16 protein-coding genes and 1 pseudogene are annotated in these 19,779 nt (G+C 74.1%); 11 read left to right on the top strand and 6 right to left on the bottom strand.

The features are described 5' to 3' along the window. The first annotated feature begins 149 nt into the window (after nt 1–149). The 5 genes from BLV02_RS16095 (at nt 150) to BLV02_RS16075 (ending at nt 5,069) form a co-directional block, all read left to right on the top strand. Entirely contained in the window at nt 150–1,037 is an 888-nt protein-coding gene (locus BLV02_RS16095) for a nucleoside hydrolase (protein ID WP_069111696.1), read from the top strand. Between the two features lie 36 nt (nt 1,038–1,073). Then, nucleotides 1,074–2,375, top strand: coding sequence for a sugar ABC transporter substrate-binding protein (locus BLV02_RS16090; RefSeq protein ID WP_069111697.1), 1,302 nt, complete (start codon nt 1,074–1,076; stop codon nt 2,373–2,375). A gap of 101 nt (nt 2,376–2,476) precedes the next feature. Continuing rightward, a complete protein-coding gene (locus BLV02_RS16085) occupies nt 2,477–3,334 on the top strand; it encodes a carbohydrate ABC transporter permease (protein ID WP_069111955.1) in 858 nt (285 codons plus the stop codon). Next, on the top strand, nt 3,331–4,167 hold the full coding sequence (locus BLV02_RS16080; RefSeq protein ID WP_069111698.1) for a carbohydrate ABC transporter permease: 837 nt from the start codon (nt 3,331–3,333) through the stop codon (nt 4,165–4,167). The genes BLV02_RS16085 and BLV02_RS16080 overlap by 4 nt, the downstream gene beginning before the upstream one ends. Then, complete coding sequence (locus tag BLV02_RS16075; RefSeq protein WP_069111699.1) at nt 4,164–5,069, top strand: ribokinase; 906 nt, start codon at nt 4,164–4,166, stop codon at nt 5,067–5,069. The genes BLV02_RS16080 and BLV02_RS16075 overlap by 4 nt, the downstream gene beginning before the upstream one ends. On the opposite strand, the gene BLV02_RS16070 is transcribed toward BLV02_RS16075, so the two are convergent. Beyond that, nucleotides 5,063–6,070 (bottom strand): LacI family DNA-binding transcriptional regulator, encoded by a 1,008-nt coding sequence (locus tag BLV02_RS16070; protein WP_069111700.1) that lies wholly within the window; start codon nt 6,068–6,070, stop codon nt 5,063–5,065. The two genes, BLV02_RS16075 and BLV02_RS16070, sit on opposite strands and share 7 nt — an antisense overlap. Before the next feature lie 67 nt (nt 6,071–6,137). Between BLV02_RS16070 and BLV02_RS36550 the strand changes: the two genes are divergently transcribed. After that, nucleotides 6,138–7,265, top strand: coding sequence for a nucleoside hydrolase (locus tag BLV02_RS36550; RefSeq protein WP_069111701.1), 1,128 nt, complete (start codon nt 6,138–6,140; stop codon nt 7,263–7,265). Nucleotides 7,266–7,271: 6 nt separating this feature from the next. On the opposite strand, the gene BLV02_RS16060 is transcribed toward BLV02_RS36550, so the two are convergent. Continuing rightward, a complete protein-coding gene (locus tag BLV02_RS16060) occupies nt 7,272–8,183 on the bottom strand; it encodes a hypothetical protein (RefSeq protein ID WP_069111702.1) in 912 nt (303 codons plus the stop codon). Nucleotides 8,184–8,504: 321 nt separating this feature from the next. After that, a complete protein-coding gene (locus tag BLV02_RS16055; RefSeq protein ID WP_074946377.1) occupies nt 8,505–9,524 on the bottom strand; it encodes a zinc-dependent alcohol dehydrogenase family protein in 1,020 nt (339 codons plus the stop codon). 101 nt (nt 9,525–9,625) lie between these two features. Here BLV02_RS16055 and BLV02_RS16050 point away from each other — a divergent pair, with 101 nt between their 5' ends. Beyond that, nucleotides 9,626–10,492 carry an MmyB family transcriptional regulator gene (locus tag BLV02_RS16050; RefSeq protein ID WP_074946375.1) on the top strand — a complete coding sequence of 289 codons (867 nt, stop codon included), beginning with the start codon at nt 9,626–9,628 and terminating at the stop codon, nt 10,490–10,492. Between the two features lie 177 nt (nt 10,493–10,669). On the opposite strand, the pseudogene BLV02_RS37615 reads toward BLV02_RS16050, so the two are convergent. Further along, nucleotides 10,670–11,560, bottom strand: a pseudogene (locus BLV02_RS37615) (MFS transporter); the annotation flags it as partial. A 131-nt stretch (nt 11,561–11,691) separates the two neighbouring features. On the opposite strand from BLV02_RS37615, the gene BLV02_RS16040 reads away from it, so the two are divergent. After that, nucleotides 11,692–12,432 (top strand): helix-turn-helix domain-containing protein, encoded by a 741-nt coding sequence (locus BLV02_RS16040; protein ID WP_069111705.1) that lies wholly within the window; start codon nt 11,692–11,694, stop codon nt 12,430–12,432. A 43-nt stretch (nt 12,433–12,475) separates the two neighbouring features. Next, nucleotides 12,476–15,850, top strand: a complete 3,375-nt coding sequence (locus BLV02_RS16035; RefSeq protein ID WP_069111956.1) for a pyruvate carboxylase — start codon at nt 12,476–12,478, stop codon at nt 15,848–15,850. A 174-nt stretch (nt 15,851–16,024) separates the two neighbouring features. On the opposite strand, the gene BLV02_RS16030 is transcribed toward BLV02_RS16035, so the two are convergent. After that, a complete protein-coding gene (locus BLV02_RS16030; RefSeq protein ID WP_069111706.1) occupies nt 16,025–16,414 on the bottom strand; it encodes a hypothetical protein in 390 nt (129 codons plus the stop codon). An 87-nt stretch (nt 16,415–16,501) separates the two neighbouring features. On the opposite strand from BLV02_RS16030, the gene BLV02_RS16025 reads away from it, so the two are divergent. Then, nucleotides 16,502–17,530 carry a helix-turn-helix transcriptional regulator gene (locus BLV02_RS16025; RefSeq protein WP_069111707.1) on the top strand — a complete coding sequence of 343 codons (1,029 nt, stop codon included), beginning with the start codon at nt 16,502–16,504 and terminating at the stop codon, nt 17,528–17,530. 307 nt (nt 17,531–17,837) lie between these two features. Here the strand turns inward: BLV02_RS16025 and BLV02_RS16020 are convergent, their stop codons facing one another. Next, nucleotides 17,838–18,722: an MmyB family transcriptional regulator gene (locus BLV02_RS16020; protein WP_069111957.1), complete on the bottom strand. Its 885-nt coding sequence runs from the start codon at nt 18,720–18,722 to the stop codon at nt 17,838–17,840. 113 nt (nt 18,723–18,835) lie between these two features. Between BLV02_RS16020 and BLV02_RS16015 the strand changes: the two genes are divergently transcribed. Further along, nucleotides 18,836–19,771: an SDR family oxidoreductase gene (locus BLV02_RS16015; protein WP_069111958.1), complete on the top strand. Its 936-nt coding sequence runs from the start codon at nt 18,836–18,838 to the stop codon at nt 19,769–19,771. The last annotated feature ends 8 nt before the right edge of the window (nt 19,772–19,779 follow it).

The following is a 19,779-nucleotide window of genomic DNA, read 5'->3' as shown; positions in this document are numbered from 1 at the left end:
ATCCGTCGTCAGAGCGCATCTACTCGTGATGCGCTATTCGAGTAGATCCATGCTTGCGGCGGCGAGTCTACTCGAATAGCATGCGTCGACGACAGGCTTTGGACGACCGCTCGTGAACCCGGCGACGCGCGGCAGACAGACGGGAACCCATGACCCACGACAGCTCGGCGGCGCGCTGCACCTTCGCCCTCGACACCGACATCGGCACGGACGTCGACGACCTGCTGGCCCTCGCGATGGTCCTGGGCTCGCCCGAGCTGGGCGTGTCCGCCGTGACGACGGTGTACGGCGACGTGGACCTGCGCGCCCGGATCGTCGCGAAGGCGTTCGCGACGACGGGACGGCCGGCGCCGCCGATCGCCGCGGGCGAGCCCGAGACGCTGTCCGGCCGGCCGGTGTGGTGGCCGGGGCACGAGGGCTCCACCATCGCCGACCTCGCCGTGCAGCGCTACGCGGCCGCCCGGGCCGCCACCGAGGAGCTCGCGGCCACGGCGACCGTCGTGGCCATCGGCCCGCTCACGAACGTCGCCGTCGCGCTGCGCCGGCCCGACCGGGTGACGAAACGCGTCGTCATGATGGGCGGCGAGTTCCGCGCCGGCGTGGTCGAGCACAACATCCGCTGCGACGTGACCGCGGCCGCCGAGGTGTTCGGGTCCGGCCTGGACCTGCTGGCCGTCGGCCTCGACCAGACCCAGCGCATCAGGCTCGGCCGGGCCGAGCTCGACGCCATCGCGGCGCGGGGTCCGTTCGGCGCGCTGATCGGCGCGGAGATGCGCCGCTTCTGGGACTTCACCGAACGTGACTCCAACGTGCCGCACGACCCCATCGCCGTGCTCACCCTGGCGCGTCCGGAGCTGTTCACGACCGAGCGCGGCGCCATCACCGTCGAGACCGAGGGCGACGCCGCGGGCACGACCCGGTTCGTCCCCGACCCGGCCGGGCCGCACGAGATCGTCGTCGACCTGGACGTGCCGCGCGTGACCGAGGAGATCGTGGGCCGCATCCTCGTCGCGGCGCAGCCCGCCACCACCGCCTGACACCCATCCCAGCATCGCTCGAAGAGGAGAAACGCCATGGGAACGTCCCGGATCCTCCCCGCCGCCGCCGCGCTCGGCGCCGGCCTGCTGGTGCTCGCCGGCTGCGGCGGGTCGTCGACGGACGGCTCGGGCGGCGGCGGCGACGGCGAGGTCACGCTGACCTTCGCGAACGCCGATCCGGCCGAGACCTGGGCCACCGCGATCGAGGGGTTCGAGGAGCAGCACCCGGACATCACCGTGAAGCAGCTCAACATCCCCTACGCGCAGTACACGAGCACCATCAACCAGCGGATGGGGGCCGGCGGCGACGGCATCGACCTCATGGTCGTCGACGCCGGTGGCGCCGTCCTCGACTGGAACAACCGGGGCTACCTCGCCGACCTCTCCGCCCTGCGCGACGACGCCGTCGCCGCGGCCGTGAGTGAGAGCATGGTCACCGCGCGCGAGGTGGACGGCAAGCTGCTGGCGATCGCGCCCTGGACCACGTCGCAGTTCCTCTACTACAACACCGACGTCCTGGCCGCGGCCGGTGTCGAGCCGCCGTCGGGCGACCCGGCCTCGCCGTGGACGTACGAGCAGCTGACCGAGGCGGCGCGGACGGTGCAGAGCGCCGGCGCGGCGGAGTACCCGCTGCTGTTCGACCAGTGGGACACCTACTACCAGCTGCAGATGATGGGCGTCTCCGCGGGCGGCGGCGACGGCATCGACGCCGACGGGGTCGTGGACTTCTCCGGCGACGGCTGGCAGCGCGCGCTGACCTGGTATCACGGCCTGTTCGAGGACGGGCTCTCGCCGCGTGGCATCACCAACGACAAGAACGGCGCGCTGTTCCAGGAGGGCAAGGGCGCTTTCATCATCTCCGGTCCGTGGGGCGTGAGCGTGGCGAACGCCGGCGGGATCAACTACGGCGTCGCGCCTGCGCCCTACTTCGAGGGCGGCGAGCCGGCGACGTCCACGGACTCGTGGGCGGTGGGCATCTCGTCGAAGTCGGAGAACCGCGAAGCCGCCGAGGAGTTCCTGCGCTACCTGACCATCGACGCGGCCGGCAACGCCCAGGCGGCCGAGGTGGCCGGCATCACGCCCACCAACAAGGAGGCGTTCGCGGCCTACGTCGACGGGGTCGAGGCGTCGGCGGGCGCGGCGACGGCCGGCTTCGGGGCGATCCTGCAGTACCAGCTCGAGAACAACGCCGTGCACCGCCCGGCCGTGGTCGGCTACAGCGTGTTCGAGCCGGGCGCCGGTCAGCTGTTCTCCGACATCCGCAACGGCTCCGACCCGGCCGAACGGGCCGCGCAGGCCGACGAGGAGATCTCCGCCCAGATCGAGCGCTTGCGGTGATGCGACCGGCGACGGCGACGCGGCGGACGGCGCGCTCCACGGGGCGCGCCGTCCGGCGGGGGAGCCCGCGGCCGGCCGGCTCGGCCCGGCGGCGCCGGTCCGTGCGGACCACGCTGGTGGCCTTCGCCCTGCTCAGCCCGGCGCTCGTCGCCCTGGTGCTGATGCGGGTGGTGCCGATGATCAGCGCGGTGAGCCAGAGCTTCCGGCACGTCTCGCTGTCGACCGGCGCCTCAGAGTTCGACGGCCTGTCGAACTACACCCACCTGCTCAGCGACCCCGGGTTCCACTCCGTGCTGGTGGTGACGCTGGTCTTCAACCTCGTCCTCAACCCCGCGATCGTGGTGCTGTCGACGGCGCTCGCCCTGCTCACCGCGCAGCGGCTGCCCCTGGTCGGACTCTGGCGGTCGATGATCTTCGTGCCGGCCGCCGTGCCGGGCGCGGTGGTGGCGCTCATCTGGAGCACCGCGCTGCAGCCCGACGGTCTCGTCAACGCCCTGCTCGAGCTCGTGGGGCTGCCGCCGCAGCCGTTCCTGACGTCGGCGAGCCAGGCGGCGTTCTCGATCGGCATCATGGTCACCTGGGGTGCCCTCGGATACTGGATGATCTTCGTGATCGCCGGGCTGAAGGACATCCCCGACTCGCTCTACGAGGCGGCGGCGCTCGACGGCGCGGGGTGGTGGCGCCGGCTGCTCTCGATCACGCTCCCGCTGCTCAAGCGGCCGATGGCGTTCGTGCTGATCGCCTGCACGGTGGGGTCGTTCCTGCTGTTCGCGCCCGTGCAGATCCTGACGAAGGGCGGCCCGAACGGGTCGACGAACCTGATCATGTTCGACATCTACAACCGGACCTACCTGCTCGGCGACGTCGGCGTCGGCCAGGCGGAGGTCGTCATCCTCATGCTGCTGCTCGCCGTCATCGTCGCCGTCCAGTTCCGGCTGCTCCGGGAGGAGAAGTCATGAGGCGCTCGCGCGGCGGAACCATCGTCCTGACGGCCGCGGCGGTGCTGGCCGCCCTCGCGGTCTTCCTCCCGGTGTGGTGGGTGTTCGTCTCGTCCACCCGGCCCGGCAACAGCTACGTCGACAACATGGCGCCGCTGTCGTGGCTGGCGTTCGTCCCGGTGGGCGGCGACCTCACGAACTACTCCGGGCTGCTGTCCGGGCCGTTCCTCACCGGCCTGTTCAACAGCTTCCTGGTGGCCGGCCTCACCATCGTGTTCGGCCTGGCCATCGCGGTGCCCGCGGCGTACGCCCTCGCCACGATCGACTTCCCCGGGCGCGGCGTCGTATTCACCTTCATCGTGCTGGTGGCGATGATCCCGTTCGACGCCATCGCGATCCCGCTGTCGAGCCTGTTCCAGGACTGGCACCTGAGCGACTCCTACGCGGGCCTGGTGCTGCCCGCGCTGGCCAACGGCTTCGCGATCTTCGTCCTGCGGCAGTTCTTCCTGGGCATCCCGGCGGAACTGCTCGAGGCTGCCGAGGTCGACGGGCTCGGCCGCATCGCGACGCTGTGGCGCATCGTCCTGCCGTTGTCGAAGCCCGCGCTCATCGGCGCCGGCATGATGCTGTTCCTGTCGCAGTGGCAGGCCTACCTGTGGCCACTGCTGATCGGGACCTCGCCGGAACGCCAGCTCGCGCCGATCGCGCTGGCCAACCTCAGCACGCTGTTCACCGTCGACCTCGGGCAGATCTTCGCCGGCTCGTTCGTGCTGACGATCATCCCGATGGTGCTGCTGCTGTTCTTCCAGAAGCAGTACACCGAGTCGTTGTCGACGACGGGGCTCAAGGGATGACCGCGCGGGTCGTCGTGGTGGGCTCGCTCAACGTGGACCGCACGTTCCGGGTCGAGCGCCTGCCCGCGGCGGGGCACACCATCCACGCGCGGAGCAGCTCGACGGCGGCGGGCGGGAAGGGCGCGAACCAGGCCGTCGCCGCGGCGCTGCTCGGCGCCGACGTCGCGCTCGTGGGCGCCGTGGGCCGGGACCGGGGCGGCGACGACCTGCTGGCGTCGGTCGCCGCGGCGGGGGTCGACGTCACGGGGGTCGTGCGCGCCGACGCGCCGACGGGGGAGGCCGTCGTGCTCGTCGACGCGGACGCCGAGAACCTGATCGTCGTCAGCGGCGGGGCGAACCTGTGCCTCGACGCGGCCGCGGTGACGTCGGCGGTGCGTGCGGCGCGGTTCGTCGTCACCGGCTTCGAGGTCCCCGACGACGCCGTGCTCGCGGCCGCGGCCCGGGCCCGGGAGCTCGGCGCGCGCTTCGTCCTCAACCCGTCACCGATGCGGCCGCTGCCCGGCGGCCTGCTCGGCCCGGGCGCGCTGCTCGTGGTGAACGAGCACGAGCTGGCGATGCTGGCCGGCGACGGCCCGGTGGCCGGGCGGGCCGACGCGGCCAGCGCGCGGTTCGGCGGCTGCGACGTCCTGGTGACGCTGGGCGCCCGGGGCGCGCTGCTGCACGAGGCGGCGGGCGGTCGGACGGCCGAGCTCGTCGCGCCGCGGGTCGACGCGGTGGACACCACCGGGTGCGGCGACGCGTTCATGGGCGCCCTGGTGGCGGGGCTGGCGGCGGACCTGGACCCGGCCGGCGCGGCGGCCCGGGCCGTCGAGGCCGGCGCGTACGTGGCGACACGGCCCGGGGCGCAGGGCTCCTACCCGACGTCGGAAGAGCTCACCCGGTGGCGCCGCGCCCGTCAGTGACCCGGCGGGCACCCGCACGACGCGCGCACGACCAGGCGGACGGGGACGAGGCCGCCCGCGGCCGGCGCCGCCTGGCCCAGGACCGCCTGGAGAGCGGCCTCCGCGATGGCCGGGACGGGCTGCTCGACGGCGGTGAGCGGCGGGTCGCTGAACACGGCGTCGTCGGTGCCGTCGAACGACACGACGGCGAGGTCGTGCGGCACCGAGATGCCGAGCTCGCGCGCCGCGGCGAGCAGGCCGAGCGCCTGGACGTCGGAGGCCACGAACACGGCGTCGGGCCGGGGCGCGCGGGTCAGCAGCTCGGCCGCCGCCTCGTGACCGGCGACGCGGCTGTACTCCGCCGTCCGGACCAGGGCGGGGTCGGCGGTCAGCCCGGCCGCCGCCAGCGCGGCCGCCCAGCCGGCCCGCCGCTCGTCGGCGCCGGGAGCGCCCTCACGTCCGCCCAGGTGCGCGATGCGCCGCCGCCCGTGCTCGACCAGGTGCGACACGGCGAGCCGGGCGCCGCCCTCGTTGTCGACGATGACGGACAGCTGGCCGGGCTGGCTGCGCTGGTTGAGGTACACCGTCGGGGTGCCGTTGACGTCGGCCACCGAGTCGGGGGCGAGGCTGACGATGATCAGGCCGTCGATCTGGTGGCTCACCAGCGACTCGATCTGGGCGCGCTCGCGGTCGGGATCGTCGTCGGAGTCGCCGAGCAGCAGGGCGTAGCCGGCGGTGAACGCCTGGTTCGACAGCTCGCGCGCCAGGGCGCCGAAGTAGGTGTTGCTGACGTCGGGGACGACGAGGCCGACGGCCTGGGCGCGCTGGAGGCGCAGCGCCCGGGCCACCGCGTTGGGGCGGTAGTCGAGCTCGCGCATGGCCGCCAGCACCTTCTCGCGGGTGGCGGCGGCGACCGGGCGCGGGCCGTCGTTGGTGACGTAGCTGACGACGGCCGTGCTCACCCCGGCCAGTCGGGCGACGTCGGTCCGCGTGGGTGCGCGCCGGCGCTCCATGTCGTTCATCGATACCTGCGCCTTTCGTCGTGCGACGAGTATAGGAGCAGGGTATCTATTCGAGTAGAGTCGGGCCATGCCGACCCCCGTGATCGTGGTCACCGACCTCTATCAGCCGCCCGAGGATCCGGGTGACAACTTCGACCTGCTGCTGCCGTTCGGGCTCGACCGCGTCGACCTGCGGGCGATCGTCCTGGACGTGTCGGCCGAGAAGCGCGAGTCGGTCAGCGAGGGCGTGCCGGGCTACCCGGGGCCGCGGGAGCCGGGCGTCATCCCCGTCACGCAGCTGAACGCCCTGTTCGGCCGGCAGGTGCCGTACGGGATCTCGCCGTTCGCCCGCATGCGCACCGTCGACGACCAGCTGCGCGACGTGCCGCCGTTCCAGCAGACCGGGCCGGAGCTGCTGCTGGACACCCTGCGGGCGTCGGACACGCCCGTCCACCTCATGTCGTTCGGATCGGCCCGCCCGATCGCCGTCGCCTTCAACCGCGACCCGGCGCTGGTCCGCGAGAAGGTCGCCCGCATCCACCTCAGCGCGGGCTCGACGTCGCTGGACTACCTGGAGTGGAACGTCTACCTCGACCCGCTGGCCGTCATCCGCCTGGTCGACTCCGGCCTGCCGCTCGCGCTGTACCCGTGCGCCACCGAGGTCGACTGCTTCTCCTACGGCGCGCACAACACGCTCTGGTGGTTCGACGACCTGCGCTGGATCGACGGCCTGCACCCGGCGCTGAAGCGCTACCTGCTCTACGGGCTGGGCGTGTCGACGCGGATCGACTTCCTGCGGGCGCTCGACGAGGACCCGCCGGCCGAGGTCGCCGAGCGCGTCTACGGGCGGCGGCACGCGGTGTGGGAGACCGCCGCCTGGATCGAGGTGTCCGGCTCGGCGCTCGTGCGGCACCCGGACGGCACGCACGAGATCGTCGCCGGCTCTGACGTCGCGCCCGGGGACGTCGTGGTGCGCAACGAGCTGGTCCCGTGCCGGGCCGCCTCGCATCCGACCGGCCTCTACACGTTCGACCTGACCGGCCAGGACCCGAACGCCCTCGTGTTCGTCCGCGACGACCCCCGCGAGTACGAGCGGGCGCTGCGCGAGGCGCTGCCCCGCCTCTACGCGTCGTTCACCCCGGCCGGCTGGCTCGGGTCGTCCCTCGGCCCGCTGCGCGACCCCGAGCCACGGCAGTACGCGGGGCCGTTGGGGTAGGCGCTCCTACCTCTCGGCGATGACGACGGGGCCGCTGGGCCGGCCGCCGCCGTCGGGCAGGGCGAGGAACGGCGCGAGCGCCTCGGCCGCGGCGTCGAGGCGCCGCCACACGCGCGGTGAGCGCAGCCGCAGGAAGCCTCCGGTCAGCAGGAACAGCTCGTCGCCGACGATCTCGACCTCGGCCGACCGGCCGAAGCCGTGCGCGTGGCCGACGATGCCGGTGTCGAGCAGCAGCCGCTGCAGCAGCGGGTACTCGGGCTTGGTGCTCCACACCCGGGTGCCGTCGGGGCCGTCCACCGGATCGACGTCGCGGAGCCGGCGGGGCCGGTGCGTGGCCCGCGTCGTCACCAGGGTGTGCGGGTAGGACTCGCGCAGCGTGAACACCACGTAACCGGCCTCGAAGCTGTCGGACTCGGAGGCGCCGTCGTCGAAGAGCTCCTGGTAGTTCGCGACGACGAAGCCGTGCGGCGCCTCGAAGCGGTCCAGGTGGCTGCGCCGGGTGGCGGAGCCGAAGATGTGCGCCTTCTGCCGGGGCCCGCCCGCCGCCGGTTGGTAGCGCAGATCGTTGGCCCGGGCGAACTCGGTGAGGCGGAGCCGGGTGCGGGCGCGCGGCCCCCAGGAGTCGTGCCGCGACCACCAGCTGATGACGACGACCGCCACCATGCCCGCGGTCCACAGCGCCGCCACGGACAGCCCCAGGGCCGTGGCGCCTTCGGTGACGAGCACGGCCACCGGCAGCACGGGCGCGCCGACGACGAGCAGGGTCGTCAGCAGCGCGAACGCGGACCGCCTCCACCAGCGGGGTTCGGCCAGATCGGCGCCGTGCCGGCCGGCGATGGCCTCGGCCCGGAACCGGCGCCACCGCGGCCACGTGGCGCGACGGGTCAGCGGCGCGGTGTCGAGCCTCTCGCGGGCCATGGGCCTCGGCCTCCCGGGCGACGGCGGCAGGAGCGCCCATGATCCCACGCCGTGCCGCAGCCGACCGGGCGCCGTCCCGGTGGATCAGCCGGGACGGCCTCGACGGTGGCAGTGACCGTGCCGCCAGCGGACTCGAGGCGCACGGTTGTCGGTGCCTGCGCCTAAGGTGGGGCCCACCCGGCCGGGAGGGGTGGCCCACCCAGTGGGCGGGCCGACGCACCCGATGGGCGGGCCGGCGCCAGCCGCTGCGGGCGGCCGGCTCACCGAGCGGGCGGTCGGCTCACCGAGTGGGCGGCCACCCAGCAGTCGCCGGGACACGGGTCATGGGGTGAGCAGGACCTTGGTGGCGGTGCGCTGGTCCATCGCCCGGTACGCCTCGGCCGCCCGGTCGAGCGGCAGGGTGAGGTCGAAGACCTTGCCGGGGTCGATCTCGCGGTCCCAGATGAGCTGGATCAGGTGCGGCAGGTACTGGCGGACCGGAGCCGGGCCGCCGTGCAGGTGCACCCCCGCCATGAACAGGTCGTCGCCGGGGATGGCGACGTCGTGGGAGACGCCGACGAAGCCGACGTGGCCGCCGGGGCGGGTGGCGTGGATGGCCTGCATCATGGCCTCCTGGGTGCCGACGGCCTCGATGACGGAGTGGGCGCCGAGGCCGCCGGTGCGGGCCTTGACCTCCGCGACGCCGGCGTCGCCGCGTTCCTCGACGATGTCCGTGGCGCCGAACTCGCGGGCCAGGGCCTGACGATCGGCGTGCCGGCTGAACGCGATGACCCTCTCGGCGCCGAGCTGCCGGGCGGCCAGCACCGCGAGCAGCCCGACCGCGCCGTCGCCGACGACCGCGACCGTCCGGCCCGGGCCGGCCTGGGCCGCGACGGCGGCGAACCAGCCGGTGCCGAGGACGTCGGAGGCGGCCAGCAGCGAGGGGACGAGATCCGGGTCGGGCCGGCCGGGGGTGGCGACGAGGGTGCCGTCGGCGAGCGGGACGCGGGCCAGCTCGGCCTGGGTGCCGATGGTGCCCATGAGGACCCGGTGCACGCAGTACGCCTGGTACCCGGCCCGGCAGATCTCGCAGGTGTTGTCGGAGGCCCAGAACGAGCCGACGACGAAGTCGCCCGGCGCGACGGTGCGCACGTCGGCGCCGACCTCCTCGACGACGCCGACGTACTCGTGTCCCATCACCTGGTGGTCGACCGGCTCGGCGCCGCGGTAGGGCCACAGGTCGCTGCCGCAGACGCAGGTGGCGCTCAGCCGGACGATCGCATCGGTCGGCTCCAGGATGGTGGGGTCGGCGCGTTCCTCGACCCGGACGTCCCCGGGTCCGTACATGACTACTTGACGCATGACATCGAGTCCACCCGATCGCCGGCCGGGCAGGAAGTCACTGACGATGGGTGTACCAGCAGGGCACCCATCAGAGGCCTCGACCGGCCTAGGCTCGGGGTGTGGACAATCGGCAGGAGGTGCGCGAGTTCCTCACCACCCGTCGCGCGCGTCTCACCCCTGACCAGGCCGGTCTCCCGGCCACGGGCCGCCGGCGGGTGCCCGGGCTGCGCCGCAGCGAGGTCGCGGCCGTCGCCGGGCTCAGCGTCGAGTACTACGCGCGGCTGGAGCGCGGCCAGATCGCCGGCGCGTCGTCCGGGGTGCTCGAGGCGCTCGCCCGGGCGCTGCAGCTCGACGACACCGAACGGGCCCACCTGTTCGACCTCGCCCGCGCCGCCGACGGCGTGCCCACGTCGGGGCGGGCCCGTCGCCGCGTGCCGGCCAGGGCGGCGTCCCGCACGAGCCTGCAGTGGACGCTCGACGCGATCAAGGACGGCGTGGCGTTCGTCCGCGACCCGCACCAGAACCTGCTCGCCGCCAACGCGCTCGGCCGCGCGTTCTACTCACCGGTCATCGGCGACGGGGGACGCACGCCCAACCTCGCGCGCTTCCAGTTCCTCGACCCCGCCGCCCGCGACTTCTACCCGGACTGGGAGCTGTTCGCCGAGATGTGTGTGGGCATCATGCGGGCCGAGGCCGGCCGCGACCCGCACGACCGCGGGCTGCAGGACCTCGTCGGCGAGCTCTCCACCCGCAGCGAGACCTTCCGCCGCCTCTGGGCCGGCCACGACGTCCGCACCCACGGCGCCGGCACCAAGCGGTTCCGCCATCCGCTCGTCGGCGAGCTCACCCTCGCCTACGAGGAGCTGGCCATCACCGCCGAGCCGGGCCTCGTGCTCCTCGTCTACACCGCCGAGCCCGGCTCCCCGTCCGCCGAACGGCTCCAGCTGCTCGCCTCCTGGGCGGCGGGCGCCACCGCGACCACCTGACGCGGCGAGCGGGTCGGTCAGGCCGAGCAGGACGACGAAGGCGAGCGCGGGCAGCGCGGCCAGGGGGAGCAGGGCGTGGGCGAGGCCGACGCTGTCGGCCAGGGCGCCGATGCCCGGCGTGGCCAGCCCGCCGGCCGAGACGGCCAGCCCCAGCGTGACGCCGCTGGCGGTGCCGACGTGCCGGGGCAGGTAGTCCTGCCCGAGGCTGACGTGCAGCGAGAACGGCACGTACAGCACGAGCGACGCCAGCGCGACGAGCACGAACGCGGCCGGTCCGGGGACCAGCAGCATGCCGGCGACCACCGGGCCGGCGACGAGGTAGGCCCAGCGCAGGATCGTCGTGCGCGGCCAACGACGCGCGAGGTACCCGCCGATGGCCGTCCCGAACGCCCCGCCGAGATAGAAGACGACCAGCGCGGCGGCCGCGACGGTGGTGCCGGCGCCGCGGTGCTGGTGCATGAACAGGACGAGGAACGAGCCCGTCCCGACGAACACGACGGACCGGCACGCGATCGCCACCGACATGCGGGCGAACGAGCGCCAGTCGTCGCGGCCCGCCCGCGCTCGCGCCACCCGAGGGCCGGCCGACGCGGGGGCGTGGCCGCGGCCGATCAGGGCGACGGCGACGAGGCCGGTGATCGCCGGGATCGCGAGCAGCGGGCCGGCCCGCAGGCCGAGCAGGCCGACCGTCGCGGCGACGACGAGCGGGGCGAACGCGAAGCCGAGGTTCCCGCCGAGGGAGAACCAGGACATGACGACGTGGTCGTCGCCGCTGAGCTCCCGGGCGCGCCCGGCGCCGGCGGGGTGGAACGCGGCCACGCCGACGCCCGAGACGGCCGCCGCGACCGCCGTGGGCCAGAGCGCCTCCGACACGGCGACGGCGGCGAGGCCGGCTCCGGCGACGGCGACGCTCACCGGGATCAACCACGGCATCCGCCACCGATCGCCCAGCGCCCCGAACAGCGGCTGCACGACGGAGGACGACAGCGAGAAGGCCAGCACGACGCCCGCGGCGGCGGCATGGGTGTACCCGCGTTCCAGCACGAGGAAGGGAACGAGGGCGGCCATCGCGCCCTGGTGGAAGTCGACCGTCAGGTGCGCGTACGCCAGCAGGCGCGCACCGCGGCGGGACTCGGGGGACGTCATACCTCCAGCGTCACCGGGCCCGCGGCGGCGCGCTTTCACTAGACTGACGAGTGATGTCAGGAATCCGCCACGTCCCCGTCGCACCGACCGAGACCCGCCACCTCTCGGCCGGCGACGAGGTCACTCCGCATCGTCACGACGACCACCAGCTCATCTGCGCCAGCTCCGGCGTGCTGGAGGTGATCGTGGCCGACGGCACGTGGTACACGCCGTCGGTCCGCGCCGTCTGGGTGCCCGGCGGCACGATCCATCACTGGCAGGTGCACGGCGCCACCACCGTGCACCTGGTCGGCGTCCCCGCCGGGCTCATGCCGCCCGCCGGGCACGTCCCGTCGCTGGTACCGGTGTCGCCGCTGGTCCGCGAGCTGATGATCGCCTGCTCCCGGAACGGGCCGGCCACCACCCCGGCCGCCCGCCGGCTGCTGCGCGTCCTCGTCGACCACGTCGAGCCGGCGCCGGAGCCGCCGACCATGCTCCCGGTGCTGCGCGATCCGCGGCTGCGCGACGTGCAGGCCGTCATCGAGGCCGACCTCACCACGTCGCCGGCCCTGGCCGCGCTGGGCCGTCGCGTCGGAGCGAGCGAGCGCACCCTCTCGCGGCTCTTCCACGACGAGGTGGGCATGAGCTTCGCCGTCTGGCGCCACCAGCTGCGGCTGCACCGCGCCGTCCTCATGCTCGCCCGCGGCGACACCGTCACCCGCGTGGCCGCCGCGTGCGGCTACTCGTCCGCCAGCGCGTTCATCACCGCGTTCCGCGCCGCGTTCGGGCGTACCCCGGGAGCCCTGTACCGCTAGGGCCGCTCGATACAGTGCCGCCAACCGACGATAAGGGGTGGGCATGATCCGGAAGGTGCTCGTGGCCAACCGCGGCGAGATCGCGATCCGTGCGTTCCGTGCCGCGTACGAGCTGGGCGTTCGCACCGTCGCGGTGTTCCCGCACGAGGACCGCAACTCGCTGCACCGGCTGAAGGCCGACGAGGCGTACGAGATCGGCGAGCCGGGGCACCCCGTGCGGGCCTACCTGTCGGTGAGCGAGATCGTGCGGGCGGCGACGGAGTCCGGCGCCGACGCGGTGTACCCGGGCTACGGGTTCCTCTCCGAGAACGCCGGCCTGGCGCAGGCGTGCGCCGAGGCGGGCATCACGTTCATCGGGCCGCCGGCCGAGCTGCTCCGGCTGACGGGCAACAAGGCGCACGCCGTGGCGGCGGCCCGCGAGGCCGACGTCCCGGTGCTGCGGTCGTCGGCGCCGTCGCCGGACCGCGAGGAGCTGCTGGCGGCCGCGCAGGAGATCGGGTTCCCGCTGTTCGTCAAGGCCGTCGCCGGTGGCGGCGGCCGGGGCATGCGCCAGGTCAACGACGCCGCGCAGCTGCCCGAGGCGCTCGACACCGCGGCCCGCGAGGCCGCGGCGGCGTTCGGCGACCCCACGCTCTTCCTCGAGCAGGCCGTGGTGAGCCCGCGGCACATCGAGGTGCAGATCCTCGCCGACGGGCAGGGCGACGTCATCCACCTGTTCGAGCGCGACTGCTCGGTGCAGCGGCGGCACCAGAAGGTGGTCGAGCTGGCGCCCGCGCCGAACCTCGACCCCGCCCTGCGCGACCGCATCTGCGCCGACGCCGTCCGGTTCGCCCGGCACATCGGCTACCGCAACGCCGGGACCGTCGAGTTCCTGCTCGACCCCGCGGGCCGGCACGTGTTCATCGAGATGAACCCGCGCATCCAGGTCGAGCACACGGTGACCGAGGAGGTCACCGACGTCGACCTGGTGCAGGCGCAGTTCCGCATCGCCGCGGGGGAGCGGCTGGCCGAGCTCGGCCTCGCTCAGGACACCATCACCGTGCGGGGCGCGGCGCTGCAGTGCCGCATCACCACCGAGGACCCCTCCGACGGCTTCCAGCCCGACACCGGCACCATCAGCGCGTACCGCTCGCCGGGCGGCTCGGGCATCAGGCTCGACGGCGGCACCACCCACGCCGGCAGCGAGATCAGCCCGCACTTCGACTCCATGCTGGTGAAGCTGACCTGCCGGGGCCGCGACTTCGACGCCGCCGCGGCGCGGGCCCGCCGGGCGCTGGCCGAGTTCCGCATCCGCGGCGTCCGCACCAACATCCCGTTCCTGCAGGCCGTGCTCGACGATCCCGACTTCCGGGCCGGCGGGGTCACGACGTCGTTCATCGACGAGCACCCGCACCTGCTGGCCGGCCGGGTGTCGGCCGACCGCGGCACCCGGCTGCTCAGCTACCTCGCCGACGTCACCGTGAACCGGCCGCACGGCGAGCCGCCGCTCGCCGCCGAGCCCGCGCTGAAGCTGCCGCCGGCGCCCACCGGGCCGCCGCCGGCCGGCTCCAAGCAGCGGCTGGACGAGTTGGGGCCGGACGGCTTCGCCGCCTGGCTGCGCTCGTCGCCGTCGCTGCACGTCACCGACACCACGTTCCGCGACGCGCACCAGTCGCTGCTGGCCACCCGGGTGCGCACGAAGGACCTGGTCGCGGCCGCGCCGGTGGTCGCGCACACGGTGCCCGAGCTGCTCTCGCTGGAGTGCTGGGGCGGCGCCACCTACGACGTCGCGCTGCGGTTCCTGGCCGAGGACCCGTGGGAGCGGCTGGCGGCGCTGCGCCGGGCGGTGCCGAACATCTGCCTGCAGATGCTGCTCCGCGGCCGCAACACCGTCGGCTACACGCCGTACCCCGTCGACGTCACGACGGCCTTCGTGCAGGAGGCCGCCGCCACCGGGGTGGACATCTTCCGCATCTTCGACGCGCTCAACAACGTCGAGCCGATGCGCCCCGCCATCGACGCCGTCCGCGAGACCGGGACGGCGGTCGCCGAGGTCGCGATGTGTTACACGGCCGACCTCAGCGACCCCGGCGAGACGCAGTACACCCTCGACTACTACCTGCGGCTGGCCGAGCAGATCGTCGCCGCGGGCGCGCACGTGCTGGCGATCAAGGACATGGCCGGGCTGCTCCGCCCGCCCGCCGCCACGCGGCTGGTGACGGCCCTGCGCCGCGAGTTCGAGCTGCCGGTGCACCTGCACACCCACGACACCGCCGGCGGGCAGCTGGCCACGTACCTCGCCGCCGCCGAGGCCGGGGTCGACGCCGTCGACGGCGCCGTCGCGTCCATGGCCGGCACGACGTCGCAGCCCTCGCTGTCGGCCATCGTCGCCGCGGCCGAGGCGTCGGACCGTCCGACCGAGCTCGACCTGCGCGCCGTCGGCGACCTCGAACCGTACTGGCAGGGCGTCCGCACGCTGTACGCGCCGTTCGAGTCCGGGCTGGGCGCGCCCACGGGCCGCGTCTACCACCACGAGATCCCCGGTGGGCAGCTGTCCAACCTGCGCACCCAGGCGGTCGCGCTCGGGCTGGGCGACCGGTTCGAGGAGATCGAGGACCTGTACGCCGCCGCCGACCGCATCCTCGGCCGCCTGGTCAAGGTGACGCCGTCGTCGAAGGTGGTCGGCGACCTCGCGCTGCACCTCGTCGGCGCCGGGGTGTCGCCCGACGACTTCGCCGCCTCGCCCGACGCGTACGACATCCCCGACTCCGTCATCCGGTTCCTGCACGGCGAGCTGGGCGACCCGCCCGGCGGCTGGCCCGAGCCCTTCCGCACCAAGGCGCTGGCCGGCCGCCCGTACACGCCCGTCGCCGCCGACCTCTCCGACGACGACCGCGCCGGACTGGCCGCCGACCGGCGCGACACCCTGAACCGGCTGCTGTTCCCCGGGCCGGCGCGCGAGCACCAGGCGCACCGCGAGGCCTACGGCGACACCAGCGTGCTGTCGACCCGCGAGTTCTTCTACGGCCTGCGCGCCAACCAGGAGTACCCCGTCGACCTCGAGCCCGGCGTGCGGCTGCTGATCGAGCTGCAGGCCATCGGCGAGGCCGACGAACGCGGCGTGCGCACCGTCATGGCGACGCTGAACGGCCAGCTCCGGCCGCTGCAGATCCGCGACCGCTCGATCGTCTCCGACCACACGCCCGCCGAGAAGGCCGACCCGGCGAACCCGCGCCACGTCGCGGCGCCCTTCGCCGGCGTCGTCACCCTCACCGTCGCCGAGGGCGACGTCGTCGAGGCCGGCGGCACCGTCGCCACCATCGAGGCGATGAAGATGGAGGCGGCCATCACCGCCGGCCAGGCCGGCACCGTCCGCCGGCTCGCCGTCAGCGCCGTCCGGCGGGTCGAGGCGGGTGACCTCATCCTGGAGCTGGGCTGAGCCCGGCGCGCGGCGCCGTCGACCGTCGCGCGGCGACGGCCCGCGGCGACCTCCCGCGCGACGCCTGATGTCGCGGCGCGCGGTTTGGCCGGCGCCGTATCGGGTATCGCCGGGTGGGGCCGGCCGGAGCACTCTGGCCGGCCCCACCACGCGCGAGTTCGTCCCCGGGCGCGGCTAGGTCCGGCCGGTCGAGATCAGGCGCCGGACGCGATCGGTGAGCTCGACCTCGTACGGCAGGCGCCGCAGCTGGTCGGCGGTGACCACGACGCCGCGGCCGCGGGCCAGCTCGGCGAGCCAGTCCCAGGGGTGGTCCTCGCCGGTGCCGTCCTCGTCGGGGAGCACGACGTTCAGGACGTCCTGCGTGAGGGATTCCTCCGTGTACGACGTCCAGATCGGGGCCGGCGAGTTCCAGCCGGCCGTGAACCCGAGGTCGCCGCGGAGAACGACCCGCCGCGCGCCCTCGAGCTCGACGAACTCGCTCACGGAGAAGCTCACGGTGCGGCCGTCGTCCGAGGTCTGGTGGAGGTCGCAGGTGGCGCCGAGGGCGACCGGCAGGTGCGTCATCGCGACTCCAGGGGGACGAGAGCTCCCATTCTGCCGACCAGGCGCCGAACCACGACAGTCGGTGTCGTGATTTGGTAGAACGTCCCTGTGCGCGCCGACCGGTTGGTGTCGCTGGTGCTGCTGCTGCGCCAGCGCGGACGGCTGTCCGCGGCCACGTTGGCCCACGAGCTGGAGGTGTCCACGCGCACCGTCCTGCGCGACATCGAGGCGCTGTCGGCGGCCGGGGTGCCGGTGTACGCCGAACGCGGCCGGCACGGTGGCTTCGCGCTGCTGCCGGGGTTCCGGACCGAGCTCACCGGGCTCAACCACGACGAGGCGCTGTCGTTGCTGGTCGCCGGGCTGGGGCGGGGCGAGCAGGTGTTCGGGCTCGGTTCGGCGCTGGCGTCGGCCATGCGCAAGGTGGTCGACGCGCTGCCGGAGGGGTCCCAGGCGACGGCGAGCGACGCGGCCCGGCGGATGCTGATCGAGCCCGAGACGGACCTGCTGGCCCGCCGGGCGGCCGTCGACGAGGTGCCCGGCGACGTCGCGGCCGAGGTCCGGCGCGCGGTGTTCGCCGGGCACAAGCTGCGCCTACACTACGCGGCGGCGGGCCGGCCGCCGGCGTGGCGGACGGTCGACCCGATCGGGCTGGTCACCGTCCGCGACCGCGGGTATCTGCTGGCCACGAGATCGGGCGAGGACCGCACCTACCGGCTGTCGCGGGTGCTGGCGGCCGAGGAGCTGCCCGAACCGGCGGAGCGTCCTGACCACGTCGACCTCGACCGGATCTGGCGCGACCGCAGCACCCGCTTCCGCGCCGGCGGCGACCAGGTCGCCGTCGAGCTGCGACTGCGGCCGTCGCGGCGGGAAGAGCTGGCCGGCACCGCACTGGCTGTCCTGGCCGAGGCGGCCGAGGCGGATGGCGTGGGCGGTGCGGGCGGCGCGGATGGCGCGGATGGAGCGGATGGCGCGGGCGGCTGGCTGCGGATGACGGTGACGTTCCAGGACGCCCGGCACGCCGAGTGGGCGCTGTGGCAGCTCGCGACGGACGCCGAGGCGCTGGCGCCGCCGTCGCTGCGCACCGCGTTGCGCGACCGCGCCCTCGCGCTCGCCGCCCGCTACGACACGCCACCCTGAGTGGGCAGCGTCTGGGTGCCGACGACCTTGAGCAGCCGTGGCTTGTGGTGTTCTCGTCGCCCGTTACGGCGCGTCGTTGTGAGCGGGCCGTGTCTGGGTGCCGACGGCGGCGACCAGCAGTAGCTCGGGGGTGCTCTCGTCGCCCGCTACGGCGCGTGTTGTGAGCGGGCAGTGTCCGGGTGCCGACGGCGGCGAGCTGCCGTTGCTTGTGGTGCTCTCTCCGCCCGCTACGGCACGCCATCATGCGGGCAGCGTCTGGACGCCGACGACGGCGTGCAGCCGTAGCTTGTGGTGCTCTCTCCGCCCGTTACGGCGCGTCGTCGTGAGCGGGCAGCGTCAGGGTGTCGCCCTGAGCGGCCAGCGTCTGGGCGCCGACGACCGCGAGCAGCCGTAACTTGTCGTAGCTCTCGCTGCCCGGAACGGCGGTGTAGACGAGCAGACGGTGCGACTGGTCCGGGTCGAGCAGCGTCTGGCAGGTGAGCTCCAGCAGGCCGACCTCGGGGTGCACGAAGCGCTTGACCTCGCTGGGGCGCACGCCGATCTCGTGCTCGTCCCAGAGCCTCCGGAACTCGTCGCTGCGTGCGAGCAGCCGCTCGGCGATGCGCGCCGCTCTCGACTCGGGGCCGCGCAGCGTGACGACGCCGCGCAGGCCGGAGGCGAACGCCCGGGAGAGCTGCTCGTGGTCGCCGGGTGCGTACCGGTCGCGGGCGGCGGGGTCGGTGAACCAGCGGTAGCCGAAGCTGCGGGCCGGCCCGGTGTACCGGGTGGCGTCGCCGGTGAGCGCGACCCCGAGCGGCGTCTGGCGCAGGGTCTCGGCCAGCTCGGTGATGATCTCCGCGGGGGTGTCGGCGAGGCGGTCGAGGGTGCGCAGCAGGCCGGGGCTGATGTGCTCGCTGGCCGGCCCGCGTACCGGCGGGTGGTGCCCAGCGAGCCGGAACAGGTGGTCGCGCTCGTCGAGCGACAGGTGCAGGCCCTGCGCGATGGACGCGATCAGCTGCTCGGACGGATGCGGGCCGCGCTCCCGTTCGAGCCGGGCGTAGTAGTCGGCCGACAGATGGCAGAGCGCGGCCACCTCCTCGCGCCTCAGTCCGCTGGTCCGGCGGCGCCGTCCCCGCGGGAGACCGACGTCCTCGGGCTGCAGCGCCTCGCGGCGGCTGCGGAGGAACGCCGCCAGCCCGGCGCGGTCGATCAGCATGCGACCTTTTCTACCGCCTGCGCGGCGCCGTAACCACGGATCGTCAGGCCGTGGCTCAGATCGTGCCGGGCTCGCAGCATGAGGAGGACACCGACGAAGGAGAACTGCTCATGGCGCGCACGATCGACCTCGCGATCCCCGACCAGTCCGGCCGGCTCGCCGTCGTCACCGGCGCGAGCGACGGCATCGGCCTGGTCATCGCGACGCGGCTCGCCGGCGCAGGCGCGGAGGTGATCATGCCGGTGCGCGACGCGGCGAAGGGGGAGCGGGCCGCCGGACGCATTCGCGACCGGGTGCCGGGCGTGAAGGTCAGCACCCGGGCCCTCGACCTGTCATCACTGGATTCGGTGACGTCCATAGTTGACCGTCTCGTCGAGGAGGGCCGCCCAATCAACCTGTTGATCAACAATGCCGGTGTCATGACGCCGCCCAGCCGGCAGGTGACGGCGGACGGGTTCGAGCTGCAGTTCGGCACCAACCACGTCGGGCACTTCGCGCTGACTCTGGGGTTGCTGCCGTTGCTGCGGCAGGGTCGGGCCCGCGTCACGCACCAGACCAGCGTCGCCGCGCGCAGCGGCGCGATCAACTGGGACGACCTCGACTGGGAACGCGGCTACGACGCGCGCAAGGCCTACGCTCAGTCGAAGATCGCCGTCGGCCTGTTCGCGCACGAGCTCGACCGGCGCAGCGCGGCCGCGGGCTGGGGCATCAGCAGCAACCTGGCCCATCCCGGGGTCTCGCCGACGAACCTGCTCGCCGCGCAGCCCGGCATGGGGCGACGGCGCGACACCAGCTCGGTCCGGCTGATCCGGGTGCTGTCGCGGCTCGGCCTCACCGGCACCGTCGAGAGCGCGGCGCTGCCGGCGCTGCTGGCCGCGACCGGTCCCGGCGCGCGGGGGAGCGAGTTCTACGGTCCGCGGCGACGCGGTGGCCTCGGCGGCGCGCCCGCCCGGCAGGACCTGTGGGCGCCGCTGCGCGACCCCGACGACGCCCGCCGACTGTGGGACGTGTCCGAGGCGCTGGTGGGGGCGCGGTTCCCGGTCTGACTGAGGGA

The organism is Jiangella alba (assembly GCF_900106035.1).
Classification (GTDB): Bacteria; Actinomycetota; Actinomycetes; order Jiangellales; family Jiangellaceae; genus Jiangella; species Jiangella alba.
This window is presented reverse-complemented; position numbering and strand designations above follow the sequence as displayed.